17 protein-coding genes are annotated in these 21111 nt (G+C 36.6%); 8 read left to right on the forward strand and 9 right to left on the reverse strand.

Going from position 1 to position 21111, the window contains the following annotated elements; translation table 11 throughout:
• On the forward strand, window positions 1-99 hold a 99-nt coding region (locus BIZ38_RS16970; protein WP_187490805.1), incomplete at its 5' end, for a transposase.
• Between the two features lie 124 nt (window positions 100-223).
• On the opposite strand, the gene BIZ38_RS16975 is transcribed toward BIZ38_RS16970, so the two are convergent.
• The 5 genes from BIZ38_RS16975 to BIZ38_RS16995 form a co-directional block, all read right to left on the reverse strand.
• Complete coding sequence (locus BIZ38_RS16975) at window positions 224-892, reverse strand: tetratricopeptide repeat protein (protein ID WP_175080772.1); 669 nt, start codon at window positions 890-892, stop codon at window positions 224-226.
• Window positions 889-2814 (reverse strand): pilus assembly protein N-terminal domain-containing protein, encoded by a 1926-nt coding sequence (locus BIZ38_RS16980; protein ID WP_175080773.1) that lies wholly within the window; start codon window positions 2812-2814, stop codon window positions 889-891. The genes BIZ38_RS16975 and BIZ38_RS16980 overlap by 4 nt, the downstream gene beginning before the upstream one ends.
• Window positions 2815-2946: 132 nt before the next feature.
• Window positions 2947-5703: an ATP-binding protein gene (locus BIZ38_RS16985; RefSeq protein ID WP_187490806.1), complete on the reverse strand. Its 2757-nt coding sequence runs from the start codon at window positions 5701-5703 to the stop codon at window positions 2947-2949.
• Window positions 5700-6290, reverse strand: a complete 591-nt coding sequence (locus tag BIZ38_RS16990) for a cysteine hydrolase family protein (RefSeq protein ID WP_187490807.1) — start codon at window positions 6288-6290, stop codon at window positions 5700-5702. The genes BIZ38_RS16985 and BIZ38_RS16990 overlap by 4 nt, the downstream gene beginning before the upstream one ends.
• 8 nt (window positions 6291-6298) lie before the next feature.
• Complete coding sequence (locus BIZ38_RS16995; RefSeq protein ID WP_187490808.1) at window positions 6299-7222, reverse strand: response regulator; 924 nt, start codon at window positions 7220-7222, stop codon at window positions 6299-6301.
• 265 nt (window positions 7223-7487) lie between these two features.
• Here BIZ38_RS16995 and BIZ38_RS17000 point away from each other — a divergent pair, with 265 nt between their 5' ends.
• Together BIZ38_RS17000 and BIZ38_RS17005 are read left to right on the forward strand one after the other, a co-directional pair.
• Entirely contained in the window at window positions 7488-8081 is a 594-nt protein-coding gene (locus BIZ38_RS17000; protein WP_187490809.1) for an isochorismatase family protein, read from the forward strand.
• A gap of 79 nt (window positions 8082-8160) precedes the next feature.
• A complete protein-coding gene (locus BIZ38_RS17005) occupies window positions 8161-8742 on the forward strand; it encodes a response regulator transcription factor (protein WP_187490810.1) in 582 nt (193 codons plus the stop codon).
• A gap of 581 nt (window positions 8743-9323) precedes the next feature.
• Here BIZ38_RS17005 and BIZ38_RS17010 read toward each other — a convergent pair.
• Genes BIZ38_RS17010 through BIZ38_RS17025 form a run of 4 tightly spaced genes read right to left on the reverse strand, consistent with a single transcriptional unit; the run spans window position 9324 to window position 12664 of the window.
• Window positions 9324-10682: a conjugal transfer protein TraH gene (locus BIZ38_RS17010; RefSeq protein WP_187490811.1), complete on the reverse strand. Its 1359-nt coding sequence runs from the start codon at window positions 10680-10682 to the stop codon at window positions 9324-9326.
• The gene (gene traF / locus BIZ38_RS17015; RefSeq protein WP_187490812.1) at window positions 10682-11665 is read right to left on the reverse strand and encodes a conjugal transfer protein TraF; all 984 of its coding nucleotides are present in this window, start codon (window positions 11663-11665) and stop codon (window positions 10682-10684) included. Before traF ends, BIZ38_RS17010 begins: the two co-directional genes overlap by 1 nt.
• 10 nt (window positions 11666-11675) lie before the next feature.
• The gene (locus tag BIZ38_RS17020; protein WP_036973897.1) at window positions 11676-12329 is read right to left on the reverse strand and encodes a hypothetical protein; all 654 of its coding nucleotides are present in this window, start codon (window positions 12327-12329) and stop codon (window positions 11676-11678) included.
• A 2-nt stretch (window positions 12330-12331) separates the two neighbouring features.
• Window positions 12332-12664 (reverse strand): hypothetical protein, encoded by a 333-nt coding sequence (locus BIZ38_RS17025; protein ID WP_175080782.1) that lies wholly within the window; start codon window positions 12662-12664, stop codon window positions 12332-12334.
• A gap of 302 nt (window positions 12665-12966) precedes the next feature.
• Between BIZ38_RS17025 and BIZ38_RS17030 the strand changes: the two genes are divergently transcribed.
• The 5 genes from BIZ38_RS17030 (at window position 12967) to BIZ38_RS17050 (ending at window position 21062) form a co-directional block, all read left to right on the forward strand.
• Window positions 12967-13371, forward strand: a complete 405-nt coding sequence (locus BIZ38_RS17030; RefSeq protein ID WP_187490813.1) for a hypothetical protein — start codon at window positions 12967-12969, stop codon at window positions 13369-13371.
• 75 nt (window positions 13372-13446) lie between these two features.
• Complete coding sequence (locus tag BIZ38_RS17035) at window positions 13447-13968, forward strand: hypothetical protein (protein WP_187490814.1); 522 nt, start codon at window positions 13447-13449, stop codon at window positions 13966-13968.
• Window positions 13969-14859: 891 nt separating this feature from the next.
• The gene (locus BIZ38_RS17040; protein WP_187490815.1) at window positions 14860-17832 is read left to right on the forward strand and encodes a TonB-dependent receptor; all 2973 of its coding nucleotides are present in this window, start codon (window positions 14860-14862) and stop codon (window positions 17830-17832) included.
• A 207-nt stretch (window positions 17833-18039) separates the two neighbouring features.
• The gene (locus BIZ38_RS17045) at window positions 18040-19578 is read left to right on the forward strand and encodes a tryptophan halogenase family protein (RefSeq protein WP_187490816.1); all 1539 of its coding nucleotides are present in this window, start codon (window positions 18040-18042) and stop codon (window positions 19576-19578) included.
• Window positions 19575-21062: a tryptophan halogenase family protein gene (locus BIZ38_RS17050; RefSeq protein WP_187490817.1), complete on the forward strand. Its 1488-nt coding sequence runs from the start codon at window positions 19575-19577 to the stop codon at window positions 21060-21062. The genes BIZ38_RS17045 and BIZ38_RS17050 overlap by 4 nt, the downstream gene beginning before the upstream one ends.
• Window positions 21063-21111: the final 49 nt, after the last annotated feature.

Here is a 21111-nt window from a genome sequence, read left to right on the forward strand (position 1 = left end):
TGGAAAGAGAAAACATTTTGGTCTGATGGGTACTTTGTGTGTTCTGTAGGGAATGCAAGCGCAGAGACTATACGAAAATATATCCAAGAGCAGGGGTGATACCGATTCATCCCCGCGACATCACTTTGTTCTGATCACGGGGTTTTCTCGGTGAGTTTAGATAAATAATTATCGTGTGGCCTTTAATAGTCAGTGAGTTTTTCAGTAATATGCTTTACACATATCAACAAACCATGTTGATGCTAAGCCTACTACGGTTATGAATCGATTGCTCATAGCTTGCATCATACTCCAAAGACTTCGCATAATAATTACATGCCTTCTTAATGTCCTTTTGCTTTTCAGAGATTAGCGCTAGATTGTAATAGTATAGTGGGTAACTCAGCCCTGTACTTTTTGAGATATCTAAGTATTTTCCTGCAGCAATATAATCTCCCTTAGCATAATATATGGCGGCCAATTGCGCATAAACCTTAGGCTGGGCACCATACAATTTCAAAGCTTTATCTGACAAACTAACTGCACGGTTCAGGTTGTTTTTTAAAATATTTAACTCAATAGCCATCATAAGAGATATCAATTGAGGCTTATTTTGATTTACAAGCTTATTTAAGGTGTAGTTTGCCTGGTCGTTCTTTCCTGATTTCAATAATAAGTTTGCGTGAACTAAGTTTATATCGTCATTATCAGGGTGAGATAAAAGTAACTGGTTAATCTCCCTTATTGCTCCATCGCAGTCAGACTTCCCATCAATACAATTGAGCCCTGATCTATTTAAGCCATGCTTCTGTACAATTTTTTTCAACTGTAAATTGGGATTAACATATTCTACATAATCAACGTTAGCACAAGAGCACAATAAAATAGAACTTAAAATTATTAAGGCTTTCATAATACATTCTCCTCAAGGAAACTCTGAAAAAGATTATCTAGGCTTGGCGATATCCATTCAGACATATCATTAACTTGTTGTCTTACTATGCTGGGGGTAACTACAATTACCAACTCTCGATTATTTTCACTGTTACTGTTCGTCTCTGATAATTTACCGAATAGACTCTTTCCATCCTTTCCTGGTACAAAATCATGACTTGAATTATTATCATTATTTATTAATCCAGCTATGACTATAGGCTGTCCATCATTTAGCCTTGTTGAAGTCTGAAGACTACGTGTATTGAATGCGCTACTATTTAAGCTACTTCCTGTACTTTGAGCGATTTGCGATGTCAAAACTGTATCCGGTAGTGAAATAACAGGATTCAAATCTAGAGTGATTCTATCTTTATCATCAACTAGAGCTCTTACACTTAACTCAACACCGAAAGATTTGAATTCAGTTCCACTAAATACTGAGCTACTATTACCTTGCTGATTTGCTGTGATCCCAGAGGGACTAAAACTAGTTGGTACTGGCACCTCTCCACCGACTTTGAATATTGCACTTTCTCCAGATAACACGGTTATACTAGGCCTTGAAAGCGTTTTAGAAATACCTTGCTGTTCAAGTAACGAAAATAGCATGTCTATTGCAAACTGAGATGTAGAAAACTGAAGGTTATTGGTCAACTGCCCACCAACAAGTTGCAATGCATTTTCGATTGTAGCAGCGCCGTTTTCCCTTTCTGTTAAACCAGCTAATGTAAAAAGCCCATTATCACTATATCCTTTTGAAACAACACTTAGGTCTGGTCGCCATTGCTTTAGTTTTCTCTGGTTAACTTCATATAACTGAACAGAAACCCTAACTTGTGGTAAATCCTCCACCTCAATTGTTGAAAGTACTCGTCCACCGGCTAATGAGAGTAATGTTGCACGAGCAATATTAGACTTCACATTACTCATCTCAAATTGATTTTCTCCCCCTGACATTAATGAACCTGACTCATTCGCTAAGACTTTTATTTCCGCCTCTTCACTTTGATCAATGCTTTGCTGAGGCGATAATTGCGCTGAATTTAACTGTTGCCTAGGTAAATCCTGCTCGCCTTTAAACAAGGTATTTATTGAATTGAGTAAACGAACAAGTCGGATTTGATTTTTAACCTTACCAGAGAGTAAAAAAACATCTTTATCATCATCTAGAATTGAGTTAGCTGATAGGCGCTTTACATTTACATTTTCTTCATTCAAAGACTTTATTACTTCTGCTATTTTATCCTCTTTTGCTTTTGGGACCTCACTAACCTTAATCAAATTAATAATAGCTACTTTACTAGTTTGATTACTTATTCCATTAGATATAGCACCTAAACCTTGAAGTCGTTGCGATAGATTTTGGAGTACACTTTGATTAGGATCACCGCCTAAGACAGGTTGTGAAGTTTGAGAGCTTGAAGACGCATATAAGTAATTCTTCGCAGCAGTATAAGCTGCATGCCTATAACTCTCCGTAGGAACCGTGCCCCTAATCACAATTGCATGCCTGTCAGGTGCAATGGCCAATTGAAGAGCAGGGTGAATATCCTTTATAGCATTTTCAAGAACACTGTAGTCTTCTGTTACTCCAAGTAAAAAAGTTTCTGAATTATTGTTGTCATACCAGACTATCATTGATGTTCTACCTAGCCTCTTAGCTAGGATAAGTAACTCACGGCCACCAACAACATTTACATCTAGTGTATTTTCATTCCCGACAGCTACTCTTTGAATATCCCGATTAAAAACAAATCGGGTATGTGTCCATTTTACTAGGTTAGAGACTTCCTTAATTCTTTTTCCGTCAGCACTTTCAATATAATTTAAACTACTCTCAGAGGAGAAAAGCGAAGATGAAAAGAAAATAAATATAATAGCGACGTTTCGAGCAATCATTTTAACACCCTCATAACTTGTGATAAGTTATGTAGATGCAAGAAGCAAACCCAAAAAAAACCCAATAATTACATATGGTTATAATCACTCATGCGCTTCATTACTATTATGCTTCGCAAAATGAAAATCAAATTAAGAATTAAGAATTGATTTGACCCAACTAGCCACTTGTTGCATTCTCTCAAACCGTGAGCCCACAAAGTGAGATTGCATTAAAAATTTATCCAAAACCTCTATTAATTTCGAAAACTGAATAGGCTTTGCAATATAGTCATTCATTCCTACCTCAAAATAGCGCTCTTTATCTCCATCTAAAACATTTGCAGTTAAAGCTATTATGGGTAGTTCATTACTTGCAAATACGTTGCGAAGCCTTTTTGTAGCTTCAATACCATCCATATTCGGCATTTGGATATCCATAAGTACCAGTTTAAAATTGTTTTTGTTCATTTGATTCAAACACTGAACTCCATCGTGAGCGTAGTGAACATTGCAATTCAACTTTTCTAAGTATCTACCAATGACTAGCCTATTATTCGGATTGTCTTCTACAACCAATACGTCAGCTCCTGAATAATCTCTTACTGCATAAAAATCGCTTTCTGTTCTTTTATTATCTTTAAAAATTCCAAAATCTATAATTTCTTCAGCAAATAACACCTGCCCCTTTTCAAGCAGGTTGCGTTCAACTGGACCTGAGACGAATTTAACAAACCTCTCACTCTCATATAGATTTCTAATAGTTTCATTCGCATTAATTAGAAGAACAGGTACGCTGATTAAGTTTTGCTTGAAATAATCACTGAAACTAAACATTTGATTTGGCTCAGTAACAATAACTCTATCGCTTGATTTATTAAAATGAGTTACTTCATCTAAATTTTTAAAAACAAATACATTATGACCCATCCTAAGTAGTAAATGATAGAGAGCATCAGAAACTGACCCGTCAACACCTATGATATAAAAATTAAAGGGCTCATTCGCTTTTAATGCTTCTTCTGAAGCCGGTACAAAGGGGAGAGTAAGCCTGAATGTACTTCCTTGGCCTTGAATTGAATCAATTTCAATAGTTCCGCCCATAGCGTCACAAATCTGTTTGCATATTGCTAACCCAAGACCACTACCACCATACTTCCGAGTGATAGAACTATCTTGCTGGACAAATGGTTGAAATAACGTATCAATACGTTCTTTACAGATCCCAACACCTGTATCTATAACAGATACTATATATTCCTTGTTTTCATTGTGCTTAACAAGGACCTTAATATGTCCTTCAGAAGTAAATTTTATTGCATTTGAAATAATGTTTAATAACATTTGCCGAGTTCTAGGCTTATCACCGTAGCAAAGTACAGGGCAATCAATACAAATATCTGCTATTAATGTAATTTCTTTTTGTAGAACCGAAGTTTCAACTACTCTAAAAACTTCACTAATACACTCTTCGATGTTGAATACTTGATTTTCTAATTCAATTCTATGCTCATCATTTCTGGAAAATAGTAATACATCATCGAGGATACTCAAAAGTGCACTGCCACTAGTACTAATAAGAGAATTGAATGTTTTTTGTTCTTCATTCAACCCTGTCCCAGATAATAATTCTGAAGATCCTAAAATAGCATTTAGAGGTGTTCTTATCTCATGGCTAATATTTGCTATAAATCTTGATTTTGCTTGAGCTAAATCTTCAGCCTTTTGAGCTTGACGGCTAAGCTCTTTACTAGTTCGAATACGCTCATCAATATTAATTAAGCTCACTGCAATTTCTTTTCTATATGGAGGGATCTCACTTTGAAAAGCCTGAAAATGTGACTCATACCATTTATAACCATTATTTGTTTGAAGAAATAATTCAAACTGACCCGAGGTGTTGTCATTTGTGTTTATCGCTTCTATAAACGTACTTCTAAATTCATCAGAAATATAACTTAAAAAGCTGTTTGAAAGTTGATTGTCAAATTGAGATTTCCAACTTTCATTGGAATAAAGGATAGAGTAATCCTCAGATAATTTAAGGATTGGCTCTTGGATAAAGTTTGTCGCTAGTCTGTAATTCTGCTCAATTTCCTTAACTTTTAAGTCCGCTTCCACTTTAGCTGTAATGTCAGATTCAATCGCGACAATATTTTTTAGTTTTTCATCTTCAAAAACGAAGAATGCATCAATATTTACCCAATATGGTTCGCCAGACTTTTTATAGTTAAGAATATCCAAATTGAAGTTTTCATGATTTCTAAGGTGTTCCGCCATACGTTCTTTCGTTTTTTGCGAAGTCTTAGGGCCATGCAAAAATTCTTTTGGCTTTTTCCCTTTTATCTCATCCAAAAAAAACCCTGTAAACACCTCAAAGCTACTATTTACCCATTCAATTTTTCCTTGTGGATCGGCAATAATAACAAGGTTAGTTGTGTGTTTAGCAACAAGTGAAAGTCTTTCAGCTAACTCATTTTTTTGCGTCAATCTGAACTGCTCTTTTATCATATATTCTATGTTGAACAATGACCCAATAAATGAAGATTCACTTTTGACTAAAGTAAGTTGATACCAGCTTGACTGCCCATCATTCTTTGTAACAATAACATGTTCAGAAATTGATTGACCTGCCTTAAGCTCCAGTGAGTTTTTATATATCTGAGAGTCTGGTGAGTATATAAAATGTAAAAGGTGTTGATTTTCAACTTGTTGGTCAGAATAACCAAGCTCCTGCTTCCATGCATTATTAAAGTACTTAATTGAAAAGTTTTCATCGACTTCAAAAATGCACTCTTTAATAACTGATAGTAATTCCATTTGTTTCTGCTGAAACTGCGCAGTTTTTTCTATTAAAGCATATTGAATTTGAAGCTGTAGCTCTTCATTAGACTTTTTATCCGTTTTCATAACAAATTCACTAATTCTTTTGAACCAATTACACGAGAATACAAGGGGAAAACATGTTCACAATAAAATTGTTGCTCAAAGGGTGTTCGACTCGAAGTACAATCGTTCAAAATAGTGACATTAAAGCCTTTTTCGTGGGCTGAACGCCCTGTTGAATCAATGCAAATAGAGGTAACAGTACCAGCTAAAACAACATCAGAAATATCATTTTCTAATAAGAAACTCTCTAGCTCAGTGTCAGTAAATGCATTTAACCCTCTCTTTCCGGGGATTGTCGTGATTACATCCTTAAAGGGATCAAATTGACTTATTTCCTTTGCTCCATAAGTTCCTTGTTTAAAAGCACCGACTTCCTTTATGGCACTTAAGATACCGATAGGGTTACTTAACTCATCATAATTCTCAGTAAAACAAATTGGTGTACTAACAATAACATCAAATGAATCATGATGATTTTCAATTAACTTTATAGTATTGGATAAAGCGCCCGTTACTGCAGAGCTTTCACTAATATAAGAATGAAGGATCCCATCATCAGAAAAATAATCATTCTGAAAACCGATTAACACTAAAGCAAACTTTGGCATAAAACCTCCTAAATGTATTGATCACTTTCTTCAATTTGATTTATTAAATTCTGTAACTTCAGTTTTGTTACGGGCTTTTCTAAATGAATATCGATGCCCTTAGCAGCAAGATCAAGAACTCCATCTTTTTCAGTAATTCCAGAAAGAATAACCTTGATTGATCCGTTATTAATATCAAGCTTCTTAAGCTCTTGAAAAACGTCACTTCCAAATAAGTGAGGCATTTTTTCATCTAAAATGATCAAATCGAACTCTTGCTTTTTACAGATACTTAAGGCATCTGCCCCATCGGCAGCAACAGTCACATCTAATCGCAAATTTTCAAGCATCGCTTTTGTTGTAAACAAACTAGTTTCACTATCATCTGCTAAAAAAGCTTTTAATTTAGGTTTACACATTGACTCAACTACAGCTTGAACCTCACTACTTAAGAATGGATAGAACAGGTAGAACTCAGTAGAACTTAGCTTTGTAGGCATTTGATTTAAGTTAATGATTCCGACAGTATGAGAGTTACTAAAGCTTTCATTTATCCACTCTAAATTCCAATGTTCTTGTTGAGTCTGAAAGTTACAATAGAGCCTTATTTTTTCAATTAATGAATCACTTGTTTCAGCAGCACACTCTCTAAGGCGCGGTTCAACGCTGTAAGGGTAAATAAATTCGCATTCATCGGTAAAGTGATAAACAATTTCATCTCCAAACTTGAGCTGCAGACTGTTATTTATTTTTAGCAAAGTGAGATGTTTCGCTGTATCTTGGCAACTCAACATGCGTAAGTTGTTGACTAACTGGGGAAGTATTTTATGTAATTTAGAAAAGTGTAGAAGGCACTGGTGATACCCAGTTAAATTTTCAATGCAAAAAAAGTGAGGCTCAGTAATTTCCTCAACTGCAATTACATTTCTTATGACATCATAGATATTAAGCATGTGCGCCTCCAGGATAATTACAAAGCAATTATGAGACCAAAAAATATCACCTTATTTATCAGCAACCTAAAAAAAGCACATGCTTTCATTTTCATTTTGATTTTCAAATTGCTTCGCAATTTGAAAATCAAAACTCAGTTAATGATCATAGGTTTTACAAGGAGAGCATTTAGAGCTAGAAAGTAGATTTTAAAAGCTATAATTTTACCTGATAAAATTATAGGCTATTATCCTAATATAATTATTAAATTCATTGAGGGAAATAATGAAAAAAACAGCCTTAGTCATTACAGGCTATCAAAATGATATTTTCCACTATAACGGAAAGATAAACCCATTTATCAAAGATGTAGCTTATCAACAAGAAGCTTTAGAGTGTACTTTTTCACTCTTAATGACACATATTCTTAACTTTGATTATGTACTGAGCATTCCTTTTATATACAATGATGAAATTCGAAAGGTAGATAATCCGTTAGGTTTATTCAAATGGGTAGCAGATACTAAAGCTTTTGAAAAAGGCTCATATGGTGCTGAAGAATTAGACTTCCTAAGTACCTTTGGAGAGTTAATTCACAGTATTCCCTGTGGATTTGGTTTGAACATTTTCAGTAACCCTGAAGTTGAAAGAGTTCTAAAAAGAAACAAAATAGAGCAATTATTTTTTATTGGAGCCTGCTCTGCGTTAACTATTGATAGCAGCGGACAAGAAGCAAATCTGAAGGGCTATCAAGTTACCATATTCTCTGATTGTTTTTCTGCAACAAGCTTGATAGAAAAAAATCATTACTGCGAAAAACTCTTTCCAAAATTCAGCGATGTAACTGATTCATTGACATATTTCAATTCAAGAAGCTAAATATAATTATCTATCGACAAGTAGTAAGTCTTAAAACTTCTCAAGTAACATATGGCCTGTTTTTGAGGTGGAAAATTATATGTGTCAGAATATTTTTATTATGCAGGATGAAATTAAACCACCTAGCTGGCTCGAGGCATTTCCAGATTCCATAATTCATGAGTCTGTTCCAGAGCCTTTACCAGAAAAAGCGTTCGTGTGGTTATTAGCTGGAAGTCTAGACTGGTGCTTAACAATTGAGCGCTGCGTAAAAGTAAATATACCAGTGATCGTATTAACAAATAAATTAGACATAAAGCAACTTACTAAATCACTTCAATATGGAGCAAAAGGGTACGTTAATTTGAATGTTAACAGTCGTACTTTACAACAAATACGTGAAACTATTCTCCATGGCGGCATATGGGTACCAGAGCAATTACTTTTGAACCTGTCGTCTGTTTTATTAACAACGCCTTCTAATTATAAGTCCAAAAATAAATTGAAGTCTCTTACTGAAAGAGAAATTCAAGTGGTTCATGAAGTGATCAAAGGACTTACAAATAAGCAAATTGCAAGAATCCTTGATATTACAGAGAGAACAGTAAAGGAACACATGACTTCAATATTAAGGAAGTTAGACTTACGAGATCGAAGACAACTTATACTTACTTTGAAGTAAACAACTCTATAAATGATAGCAAAATGCACGATTGATAATTGCTAAATTTCATGAAAAGTTATCGAGTGCTCGCGCTGATTTTTAAACACAAGCTCTTTCGAACTCTCGTTGATGAGAACCGCAAACAGGCGAGACATATAGCCGATGCCTAATTGCATAGCTTTGTTGCTAAAATTTAAAGAGCAAGGCAAGCATCTAGTTAAGCTCAAGCAGTGATATGGTAGTTCTAAAACTTATAAAAGGGAAGAAATGCCTTTCTCGGTTCGCAAGTGTTGCGGAACTGTAGATATAGATCGTGACTTAAATGCCGCCCTTAATATCCGTTATATATACATCATAGAACTAAAAGCGGCTGGACGGACGTTTCTGCTTATGGAAGTGCGTAATTCTCGATACTATCGAGTAACGGCCAACAAAAAAATATCTGTCAATAGAGCGGTAAGTAGTCACATTATAGTTGAGAATGATTTGACTGAATGTGCTCAACAAACACCAGTACAGTTGTTTAATTGTACTCTCCTGGAACTTTGAAATTATCATTAAATTGCTCTAAGTTCCCACTGTTCTGGATTGTCAGTAACTTATTTAATTGCTTGGGTAACCGCATATGGTGTGGCAACTAACTTCAAATCTTCACCTATTTTGTATCGCATTTTATCAAGATCATCATTCAGCTTATCCAGTGATTCGATATATGGTTTAGCAACAGCCCCTTTTAGTGATACACCTACAGATGAATTTGACTTGATGTTATGAAGTACTTCCTGAAGTACCGTTATTATTTGCTGAGCTACAGCTTCCTGCGCTGTTAATGATAATGTCTTTGCGGCCAATCGAGAGCTTTTTAAAGCGCTAACTAACTCTGTAGCATTTAAATCTGCAATGGCTTGTAGTGCAATTTCATCTGCCGTCTGAGCTACATTCAGTCTTTTATCAATTTTGACAACGAGCTTTTCTGCTATATCATCAAAAATGTACTTCAAGCCTCTGCTTGAGATAGTTTGTTCAATAGGGTTTAAGCAATTTGGATCTGTGCTTTCACACTTCATTACTCTAATTGAGCCTGTATCAGACTCTTCGAAAATATCTCTTAATGACACAGTTGCAGGTTTAGTTATTACATCAATCCCAGTATCGGTCGAGCTTGTACTTCCAGACTTTCTAGAAATTGTTGTACCGGTTAACGACATGATCAGGTCTTTTAAGTTTGCACCACCCAAACCTGAGATTGAGGAATGGGTATAAGCACTAACATTTGCATTCACTAGAGTATGATGAGCTGTATTAACTTCTACTTCGACACCATTTTTTTCTGCTTTAACAGCTGTATTATCTGTATCGCCTTTCGTAGCGTTTGCCTCACCTCTATCTGTTAACCAACCTGAAGCATCATTTGCGAGCCCTTCTAAAGCACCAAACTGCACTGAGCTCTTGAAAGTATCGACTGCATTTGTGCCGTCATCTAATTTCAGATCTCCCAAATATCCAACAGCCTTTTCGCAGCCATTAGCTGTCATTTGATTAAATTCATCAAGTTTTGTTTGAAGGTCTGACATTAACTTACTACATGAGGGACAAACTGAAGTTAAAGCCAAGTTAAAGGCGTATGATGGTACACCTTGTGCTATCGCCCTTCCCATTTGCACTAATTGGTCGGAGTTTATTAAACTAAAGCTTCCCGCAAAAAAGTCTATGCCACCACAGCCTCCAGATATTTTCGGAGGTTGAAAATTAACGACGTTAGCTCTTACCCCTTTTACTCTGTAAGAAGCCCCACCAAAACTAATACCGTTTCTTGTTGGTGTACTGAATGAAGTAGCTGTTGTCGTTTGAAATGTTACAGCTTCAGTAAAGACATCTTCCATCACAGTTGAAGCATGAATTGATGGGGACAAAGCGCTAAGTGCAATTAGCGCTCTTAATTTATTAATTTTAAACATTACTGAGCCTTTGATGTCGTTGAAAGGTTAATCTCATTAAGCCGTTTTCTGAGTAGGTCAGATAGAATTGAAGGGTTGTCTTCTAACTTTTGCTTTTCAACTACTAAAGGCTCCTTTGACACAAGAATGTCTTTTACTTCTTGTGTTTTAACGAATTGCTCCTCACTAATGAGGTTCATCCGTTTTGCTGCATAGAGTGCTCTTTGAACAAGTTCACTACCTGATGCCATGCCATATTTAATTGTTTGAAAGTGCTGACCATCATTTGAGACAAGCATTGTTGTAGGAGTAATGTTCACTTGAAACTTTCGAGACAAAGTCATGTTAGGGTCGATGACATGCTTAACTCCCGGGAACTCTTTATCTAAAAGAATGCCATCCATTGAGATTGCTAACACATCAACCCCCATTATCTTAGCTAAGGACTCCATCGCAGGAAATTGTTGGTGACAATACGGGCAGTCAGAACGATAGAACATCCACAGCCCAGCTTTATCAAATAAAGAATTGAACACTTTGGCTTTATCTTTATTTGTTTTTACTTTATGAGCAAATAACGCATTGCTTGAATTTGGTCGGCGGTTACTCTCAGAAAGTTGCTCTTCAAACATAAAGAATTCTTTTGTTTGATCGCTAAATGCATTCGCTTTGTCGATAGCTAAACGTTGTGCGTAATAATAGTTTGAAATGTTCTCTGTACTAGGATCATCAATAGCTGTATTGAGTAATTTAGGAAGGTTTTCTTTCAACCACTCTGAATTAATTTCAACCATTTCTGGTTGTTTCTTATCATTTGGCTGTGCAGAAGGAGGTTGCGCCTTTGGAACTTCTTGCTTTTCCTCATCTACAAGCTCAGGATCTTCGTAAAAGTGCCATCCTCTACTAGGTTTTTCTGTTCCAGAAACCGGTGAGCTTTTAGCAGACACAAAGCCAGCATTCATAACTCCCAATGCTACAATTGTTAAACTTAAATAGAATCTCATTCCTTTCAACCTACGAAATATTAGCTACTTGCGTGTGTTGTACTCGAACTGATTGCTCTTGAACGAAATGATGGATATTTACTTTTTTAAGTTTGATTGTTTTCACTGATTTTGGATTAACACCACAACGGCACCAAGGACAAGAAGAAGTGAAGCTTTGGGTTGTTCTTAAATAAAAGCGACCACATGAGCATCTATTAGGGTATAAGTCCTGCTTAGAAATTCCACAAAACAATGAATTTACTTGATTAATGTCAATTGGGTCGACCAAATCTTGGAAGCGCTTATTAAAGCTTATACAAACATTAACAAGCATATCTGCAAAAACATTATCATTATCAAAATCAAAATTAGGGTACAGAGCTTTAGCTTCATTAAATAGCAGATTCGCTATCAAAAAGCCTTCGCGGTTTGAATCAACCCATCCATAACCAACTGAATTTGCAATTTTCTTGAACTCAAATGGCTTAGAAGAAATAGTGTCTACTTCCCTTTTTATTTCTTTATAGCGTCCAATTTTGATATAAGGAAAGAGCTCTGCAACAAGAGCTGGTCTTGCATTAAGAGACATCAGCGTAACAATCAGTGAAATGTCTCTTGTTATATTATATGAAACACTTCTACCATCCACTAAACCTATGAGTTCTGAACTAATTGCATTCATAATTAATTCCCCACCACAGCGATTGAGGTACTTGCAGCTAAGTTTTTAAGCTTGCCAAGTTTTGAATCGTTATTCTCAGCACTTTTAATAGCATCTAGCATTTGTTTAATTCCATTCAAACCAAGCGATGCCGCGTTAATAACTGTTTTTTCTCTAGCAAGTCGTTGCAATGTCATTGTACTAGCATCACGTATAGCAACCACATCAGCTTCAGATTGAATACAGAAAAGGTGCGCAGCCAATTGAATATCTACAACTGCAGCTTGTTTCACTAGAAGCAACGCACTAACTTGAATAGATATTGCTTCATCCAAAAATTGACTTCGATTTCCCATAACACAACCAATAAAAAATTATTAACAATGAAGCTACATTTTAAACAGAAGGTCACTAAATTGGCAACTACACAAATTGCATATTTCACAATTAAAATTTATAGAAAATTTAAACTGTTGATTTTATTTAGGTTTATTTTTTTATAAGCCTACACATTATGATGTTAAAAAAATAAACACAACCTCCATCACTAGCACTTTATAACTAGATAATTAAGCCGAGTACTGTTATCAAGAATCAAATTTGGCCATTCACAATCCAAATGTAATACTTAATTCAGGTATAACTTTTAGGTTTTTAAATGGAATCTCTGTTTCACATTGCAAATAAAATTAATGAAATGCTCACAGAATATGAGCTGGGTAACCTTCAAGAATTGAGGAAAAATATTCATTCTTTATCACGAGTTCCCTCAAAGTACGTATTTGACCAAAGGGGAGTAAAAAAAGATTGGGGAGCTCATTTCGGAGGTCGAGCCGAGCTTCAATTTAACATAGGCTTTGAAAATAATTCGTTTCGATACGGAGTAGCATTCTCCCTTCGCCCTAGTAGAGATCATCCAAACCTTAATGCTCTAATAGAGAAAATTAATTTATTCAATGAATTCGGAACTGAGTTTTACGATTTAAGCATGTGGCACTATGATGTTGAGCATGACGGCTCTAGAAGTGAAGACTTTCAGCCAACCATAGTCAAGTCAGAATAGTGCAAAACTAATGCTTTTATTTTCCTAGGTGAAAAACAAAATCGTGAAAGAATTGATTATCAGCGAGTTTGTGATGTGTTAGATCGCTTACTACCTTTGTATCTTCACATAGAGATAGCATCAATAAATGGCAAACCTTCTACCCCCTCTTTTATTTTCAAACCAGGTTGCAGAACAAAACAGTCATTTACCAAACTTACCTATAAGAGAGATGAACAAATTGATGTACGCCTCCTGCACAATGATCTTCAACAGGCTTTGAATGATGAATTAGTACGAGTCTATGGCAGAGATAATGTAGGCACTGAAAACCTAATCGGATGCGGAAGAGTTGACCTGACTCTTCAATTGGGTGATAAGTACAGATTATACGAAATCAAAACAGCATTTAGTGCTAAATCATGTATACGACAAGCAATTGGGCAACTTTTAGAGTATGCTTACTTTTATCAAACAGGTTTCGTTGAAAAGTTAATTGTTGCTGGTCCTGTGAAATGCACAAGTGTTGAACATTCCTATCTGAAAGAACTGCAAAGCAAATTTAATTTGCCGATCGAGTATTATCAAATCAAAACAGAAAGATTTGATTTTGATTAAATAAATACCCAAGATACATAGCAACATTATAGTCTCATATTTGAATTACCGCCCATTGCATAGCCACAATATAAAAGTATATTTGCGTACAATTACCTCAATAGTAATATCAGAATGAACTCTAATTCCCCAGACATTGAGTAGTGAGTCGACAAATAACGGCTAGTAGCGCATTTCTTGAGTTATGATCAGGCATCTATTTTAAAATGCAAAGAAAGATAGCACTATTTATCCTATATATGCGTTGGCTTGATTTGTGATATGGTCTCTTTAATAGTATTTTGAGTACACTCATTATCAATGATCTAGCTCGAACTCACACTCAATTTTTCCTTTTAGTCATTATCGAAGTCACTCTATAATTCCGTATCGAATAAATCATCAAAGCGCTCAGGGTTTTCATTGCAAGGTTGGTCATCGTAATCCGAAGAATCAAAAGTACGCTACTGAATATATTTGAGCAGAAAAACCATCATTTTATAAAACAACACTTTTAACCACGATAGTTCGGTTGCTTATTTAAACACATAAAAAGAGCCAACTCATTTCTACCATCCGCTATCTAAAAACACTGTATTTCATAAAGTTACCATCTCAACATTACTTTTTAACCACCTGAACTAAAAACAGTTTTTAAATATTTCGTTGCGATAGAAGCTGTTAAAACCGACCCATTTCTCGTTTAATTTTCACACAACTTATTTAACAATTTATTGATATAGCTGTTGACGTAAACTGCAAATCACACTACCCTTTTCTGGAAGCGCTTTCATAAGGGTGATTTTCAACCCCTTTATGGTAGCGCTTCCAGATGCATTTAATAATCTATTTTCGACAACAATATCATGCCCTAATTGCATGAATAACAATGATAAAAATGAGGGAAACCTGATGCCAAGCCATAACTTCAAAAGAACAAAGTTAGCTTCTAGCTTATCTTTGCTTTTAGGTGCTAGCACCTGCTTTTCTGCCTATGCAGAGCAGTCTGAACACAACGATGACATTGAAGTCATTCAAGTAACAGGATTTAAAGGAAGTATTAAAGAATCAACCCAATTAAAGCGCTACTCTTCAGGTGTTGTTGATGCTATTTCATCAGAAGATATAGGTAAATTCCCAGATACTAATCTAGCAGAATCTTTGCAACGTATTACAGGTGTATCGATAGACCGTAGTAATGGTGAAGGCTCAAAAGTAACAGTACGTGGTTTTGGTCCAGACTATAATATGGTGACTTTAAATGGGCGTACTATGCCAGCAGCCTCACTTCCTGCTGGCGGTGGCTCTCCAAATTCTCGTGCATATGATTTTGCTAATTTGGCATCAGAAAGTGTTAAGTCAGTTGAAGTCTATAAAACCGGAAAAGCAAATATTGCATCAGGTGGTATTGGGGCCACAATAAACATTAATACTGCCCGCCCTCTAGACAATCCAGGTTTAATTACCAATGTTGGTGTAAAAGCTATGCACGATACAACTAATCGTGTCGGCGATGATATTACACCAGAAATCTCAGGTATCTTTAGTTGGACTGACGAAGAAGCGAAGTTTGGTGTATCACTTACTGCAAGCGTTCAAAAACGTGATAGTTCGGCAGCAGGTGCTTTTGTTAACGAATGGAGAACGACTGCATACGACGGCACAATTCCTCAATCTGCAGATGACATCATCATCGAAAATGCACCTGCAATGGGGCAATATTATTCAATGCCTTCCGATCTTCGTTACACAATCGCCGATCGTGAACGCACTCGAACAAACGCGCAGCTAACACTGCAATATAGTCCTGTAGAGTCACTTACCGCAACACTTGATTACACCTACTCTCAACAAGAGTTATTCGAGTCACGTGCTGAGCAGTCAATCTGGATGGATAACTATAAAACGCACTTAATCTTTGATGACAATGCGGTTAAAACACCAATCTACTATAAAGAAGAACGCCGCGATCTATCAACGCGTGATCTAGGCTTAGCGTTACAAGAGCTCAATCAGCTTAATAAAAATGACTCTATTGGTCTTAATCTTGAATACTTTGTAAATGACCAACTCAGTTTTGTATTTGATGCGCATAGTTCAAAAGCAACGAGTGAGCCCGATGCGCCTTATGGCAGCTGGGTAAATGCAGGGTTAGGAGCGAATATTGTCGCTTCTCAAGAAGTCGATTTTAGTCGTGATTTACCCTCTATGGTGATTGATTTTGATGATTGTAGTCGTACTAATTTAAACTGTAATGGAGTGTTAGACCAAGATGACGTTGGTACTTCTATACTTGATTCTAACTTTGCACGCCAAGAATCAACGGTTGATGAATTCCGATTACTTGGTAAATATGAAATTGAGTCAGGGGTAATAGACTTTGGTATTGAGTCACGCTCAATGGAAAGTCATTCATTGCAGTCACTTACTCGTAATACGATGGGTAACTGGGGTATCGAAAACCCTGGTGAGTTACCTGATGGCTACCTTGACCCGACAAATTTCTTAAGTGAATTAGACGGCTACAATACCTCAGGTTCATCTGATCAAGGTTTCACTGGCAGCGCGTCAGAAATTGGTTATTGGGCAGCAAGCCAATACGGGTTTAATTTTGCTGCAGATGGCACATTTGCAACAAATCGTACTATTAAAGAAGATATTCAAGCTGCATTTGTACAATATAAGCATCAAGGTGAAATTGGTGATATGCCATTTAACCTCTTAGTTGGTGCTCGTTACGAAACCACAGATATCACATCAACAGCAAATATTGACTTACCAAATGCCGTCGCTTGGGAAGGTAATAACGATTTTAATGTGCGATATGGCACTGACAAACAAGATTACTCTCTAAGCTCTGATTATAATCACTTTCTACCTAGTATCGATTTTGATATTAACGTGGTTGATGATGTAAAAATTCGTGCTTCATATAGCACCACAATCGCACGACCTACTTATGATAATTTAAGCTCTGCAGCAACGGTTGGAGTACCAACGGGGCCAAGTTTAATTACAGGTACCACTAATGCACCAGCTTCAACGGGTAACCCAGGCTTAGTACCGCTTGAATCAGATAATATCGATGTTTCAGCTGAGTGGTACTACAGCGATGTTAGTTATGTTTCTGTCGGTTATTACAATAAAAAAGTTGATAATTTTATTGGTTTAACACCAATGACTCAAAATTACTATGACTTACGAGATGTTTCAGCAGGTCCCCGCGCTCAAGCAGCAAAAGCTGAACTAGAGGCTAGAGGTCTTGCCGTTACTGACTCAAACCTATTCCAAATGGTTGCGGCTATGGAAAATGGAGTTGCATTTGATTCAATGACTTATGAAGAATTTGAAGCAGCCTACGATATCTTGCCTAACAGCAATGATCCACTAATGGAATTTACAGCTCAAGTTCCTACTAACAATAAAGATGCAAAAATTGACGGATATGAATTTGCTATCCAACATTTCTTTGGTGATTCGGGCTTTGGTATTCAAGCAAACTACACGATTGTAAATGGTGATGTTGACTTTAATGTCGCAGCAGATCCTACGACAACGCAGTTTGCATTAGTAGGTTTAAGTGACACAGCTAACTTAATTGCAATGTACGAAAATGATAAATTTCAAGCTCGTATAGCCTATAACTGGCGTGATAAATTCTTAAACAATGCAGCTCGCTATGTAAATGAACCTGCATTTACTGAAGAGTATTACCAAGTCGATTTTAATGTAGCTTATAACTATAGTGAGAAACTATCTTTATTTTTAGAGGGAATTAACATTACAGAGCAAGACAACCGCCAACATGGACGATACAAAGCGCAGTTATGGAATTTAGACAAAAATGGGGCTCGCTACAATTTAGGTGTACGTTATAACTTCTAAGCTATTGCTGAAGCAAGAGTATACGGTCTAATAGCAATTTACTTAATATGTGGGCTCTTGGGGATAGAAAGGCGTTATTATTTAGTTATTCTTAATTAGATATTTTTAACGCTAATAGCGTCAATTTAGATCCCTAAAAGTTCACGATTAACGTGAATTGATAAAAAGCCGCTCCTATTGAAGCGGCTTTATATTTAAAGTAAGCATATGAGCAAAATAATTAATAATATTGTGATCATTGGCGGTGGCGCTGCGGGGTGGCTTACAGCCGGATTACTAGCCAAAGAACATCCACATCTTCATATCACTCTCATTGAATCTGCTGATATTGGTATTTCTGGTGTTGGTGAAGGCACATGGCCGTCAATGCGAAATACATTACAGCGAATTGGGGTCAAAGAAACTGACTTTTTACATCAATGTGATGCGTCCTTTAAACAAGGTTCAAAGTTCATCAATTGGCGAGGGGAACAGCAAGGAGATAACTATTATCACCCTTTTATGATTCCTGAAGGCTACTATGAATATGATGTTCATGCTGCTTGGAAGCAATTATTTTCTCAGCAAAAATATGCTGATGCTATGAATATGCAAAGCTTTATTTGCCAAGCAGCACTAGCGCCAAAACAGATTAATACACCACAGTATGCTGGTGTTACAAATTACGGCTATCATTTAGACGCTCATAAATTTTCACGCTTTTTAACACAGCATTGTGTAAATACGCTTAACGTAAAGCATATTGTTGATAATGTGATTTGTGCAAATAACGATGAGCAAGGCTACATTAAAAGTGTCAGCACACAGCATAATGGAGCGATAACAGGTGACTTATTTATTGACTGTTCAGGTAGTCAAGGGCTATTAATCGCCAAGCATTATCAAATCCCGTTTTTAGATCAAAGCCACATTCTATTTAATAACACAGCAGTAGCAGCCCAAATACCATACGAAAGCCAATCTCAAAATATTGCCTCTGCGACATTATCAACTGCACAATCCGCTGGTTGGATTTGGGATATAGGTTTACCAACCAGACGCGGAATTGGCTATACATTTAGCGATAAATATTGTGACGAAGCAAGCGCAATAGAAACACTAAAAAGTTACGCGGCACAAACGATAGGCACTCAACAAGCAGACACAATTGAAACACGAACACTTCGTTTTACCCCAGGTTACAGAGAAATCTTTTGGCATAAAAACTGTGTCGCGATTGGCATGTCACAAGGGTTTATAGAACCATTAGAGGCATCTGCGTTAGCCATGGTTGAACTTAGTATCAGTATGCTAAGTGAGCAAATGCCTGTAGACCAAGATCACATGCAGTTATTGAGTACCCGGTTTAATAAACGTTTTAAATACCGCTGGGAGCAAGTTATTAACTTCCTAAAACTTCATTATGTATTGAGTAATCGTGATGATAATGGTTATTGGCGTGCTAACTGCAACCCTAATAGTATCCCACTTGAATTACAGAACTTGTTAACACTGTGGCAGTATCAAGCACCCAACCGATTTGATCTGGTCGAAAATGAAGAAATCTTTTCTTCTGCAAGTTATCAATATGTGCTGTACGGTATGGGGTTTGAAACCAGTCTAACCACAAAACTTGATGGCCAAAAGTGCCACAAAGCAGAACAACTATACCAACTCAACCGCAACAAGATTGCACAATACTTACAAAAATTACCCACTAATCGACTGTTATTAGAACAATTACAAGGGAGTAAGGTGGCAACATGAGACAACAATCAATTAAACAGGTGATCATAGCTGGCGGCGGAACTGCCGGTTGGATGACCGCAGCTGCGTTAGCCAAATTACTAAATAAAGATATTAAAGTCAGCTTAGTTGAATCGGACGACATTGGCACCGTAGGTGTTGGAGAAGCAACCATTCCACCTATTCGCACCTTTCATAAATTACTAGGTATTGATGAAAAACTTTTTATGAAAGCCACCCAAGCAACTTTTAAATTGGGGATCAGCTTCGAGAATTGGCACAAGCCACAAAGTGACTATATTCACTCTTTTGGTATGACAGGTAAAGAATGTTGGGCTGGCGAGTTTCATCATTTTTGGTTACATGCAAAAAAAATGGGGAATAAAGACGACTTTGGAGATTACTGCTATGAATTACAAGCAGCTAAACAGGGAAAATTTGGTATTAGCCCTAATAACCCAATTAATTATGCATTTCATATGGATGCTAGCCGTTATGCGGCATTCTTACGAGAGTTTGCAGAAAATCTAGGTGTAAAACGCTTTGAGGGCAAAATTGAACGAGTAAATAAGCATGCTGATAATGGCTTTATAAAGGGTTTATTGCTCGATGACGGCACAGAGATAACGGGTGACTTCTTTATTGATTGCACTGGTTTTAAAGGTTTACTAATAGAGCAAGCCTTACATACTGGTTATGAAGACTGGTCACATCTATTACCTTGCGATAGTGCGGTAGCAGTTCAAACGAAAGGGACACCCGAAATCGCTCCTTACACGCGATCCATTGCTCACCAATCAGGTTGGCAATGGCAAATTCCTTTACAAAATAGAGTTGGCAATGGCTTAGTCTATTGTAGCCGTTATTTATCGAACCATGATGCAACTCAGTTATTATTAAATAATCTAAGCAGTGAAACTCTCACCGAACCAAAAATTATCAAATTTAAAACTGGCCGACGACGCAAGGGTTGGAACAAAAACTGTTTAGCGCTGGGTCTTGCCAGTGGTTTTTTAGAGCCTCTTGAATCAACCAGTATCCACCTCATCATGACTGGGATTATTCGCTTTATGCGATTATTTCCTTTTACAGGCATAACCCAGCACGCTCTTGATGAATATAATAAACAATTACAGTCAGAGCTTGAAAGTATTCGTGACTTTATTGTTTTGCATTACAAAGTTACCGATAGGGATGACAGTGAATTTTGGCAGCATTGTAAAACAATGGAAACACCTAAGTCACTTGCCCATAAAGTCGCATTGTTTAAAGAGACTGGACGAGTTTTCTTAGATGATGGTGATATTTTCCGCGTCGACTCTTGGGTGCAAGTCATGCTTGGGCAAGGCATAATGCCAAAGCAATACCATCACGTAGCTTCTTTAATGAATGACCAAGAGCTAAGCCGATTTATGCAGGGGATCAAACAGCAAATAGCGCAACGCTTACAACAATTACCGACACATAGAGCGTTTATTGAACAATACTGCCCTGTAGATACTTAAGTCTAAAAAGGCATCACTATTGCTAAAATACTTATAATTAAACAAACTG

Origin of the sequence: Pseudoalteromonas sp. BZK2, assembly GCF_014349195.1 — a bacterium.
GTDB lineage: Bacteria > Pseudomonadota > Gammaproteobacteria > Enterobacterales > Alteromonadaceae > Pseudoalteromonas > Pseudoalteromonas simplex.

Bases quoted from the DNA above. Each gene is read 5' to 3' on its own strand.
- BIZ38_RS17030 (WP_187490813.1), top strand. From the start codon at position 12,967: ATGGAATCTCTGTTTCACATTGCAAATAAAATTAATGAAATGCTCACA.
- BIZ38_RS17040 (WP_187490815.1), top strand. From the start codon at position 14,860: ATGCCAAGCCATAACTTCAAAAGAACAAAGTTAGCTTCTAGCTTATCT.
- BIZ38_RS17045 (WP_187490816.1), top strand. From the start codon at position 18,040: ATGAGCAAAATAATTAATAATATTGTGATCATTGGCGGTGGCGCTGCG.
- BIZ38_RS16980 (WP_175080773.1), bottom strand. From the start codon at position 2,814: ATGATTGCTCGAAACGTCGCTATTATATTTATTTTCTTTTCATCTTCG.
- BIZ38_RS16990 (WP_187490807.1), bottom strand. From the start codon at position 6,290: ATGCCAAAGTTTGCTTTAGTGTTAATCGGTTTTCAGAATGATTATTTT.
- BIZ38_RS16985 (WP_187490806.1), bottom strand. From the start codon at position 5,703: ATGAAAACGGATAAAAAGTCTAATGAAGAGCTACAGCTTCAAATTCAA.
- BIZ38_RS16995 (WP_187490808.1), bottom strand. From the start codon at position 7,222: ATGCTTAATATCTATGATGTCATAAGAAATGTAATTGCAGTTGAGGAA.
- BIZ38_RS17000 (WP_187490809.1), top strand. From the start codon at position 7,488: ATGAAAAAAACAGCCTTAGTCATTACAGGCTATCAAAATGATATTTTC.
- BIZ38_RS16975 (WP_175080772.1), bottom strand. From the start codon at position 892: ATGAAAGCCTTAATAATTTTAAGTTCTATTTTATTGTGCTCTTGTGCT.
- BIZ38_RS17025 (WP_175080782.1), bottom strand. From the start codon at position 12,664: ATGGGAAATCGAAGTCAATTTTTGGATGAAGCAATATCTATTCAAGTT.
- BIZ38_RS17005 (WP_187490810.1), top strand. From the start codon at position 8,161: ATGTGTCAGAATATTTTTATTATGCAGGATGAAATTAAACCACCTAGC.
- BIZ38_RS17050 (WP_187490817.1), top strand. From the start codon at position 19,575: ATGAGACAACAATCAATTAAACAGGTGATCATAGCTGGCGGCGGAACT.
- traF (WP_187490812.1), bottom strand. From the start codon at position 11,665: ATGAGATTCTATTTAAGTTTAACAATTGTAGCATTGGGAGTTATGAAT.
- BIZ38_RS17020 (WP_036973897.1), bottom strand. From the start codon at position 12,329: ATGAATGCAATTAGTTCAGAACTCATAGGTTTAGTGGATGGTAGAAGT.
- BIZ38_RS17010 (WP_187490811.1), bottom strand. From the start codon at position 10,682: ATGTTTAAAATTAATAAATTAAGAGCGCTAATTGCACTTAGCGCTTTG.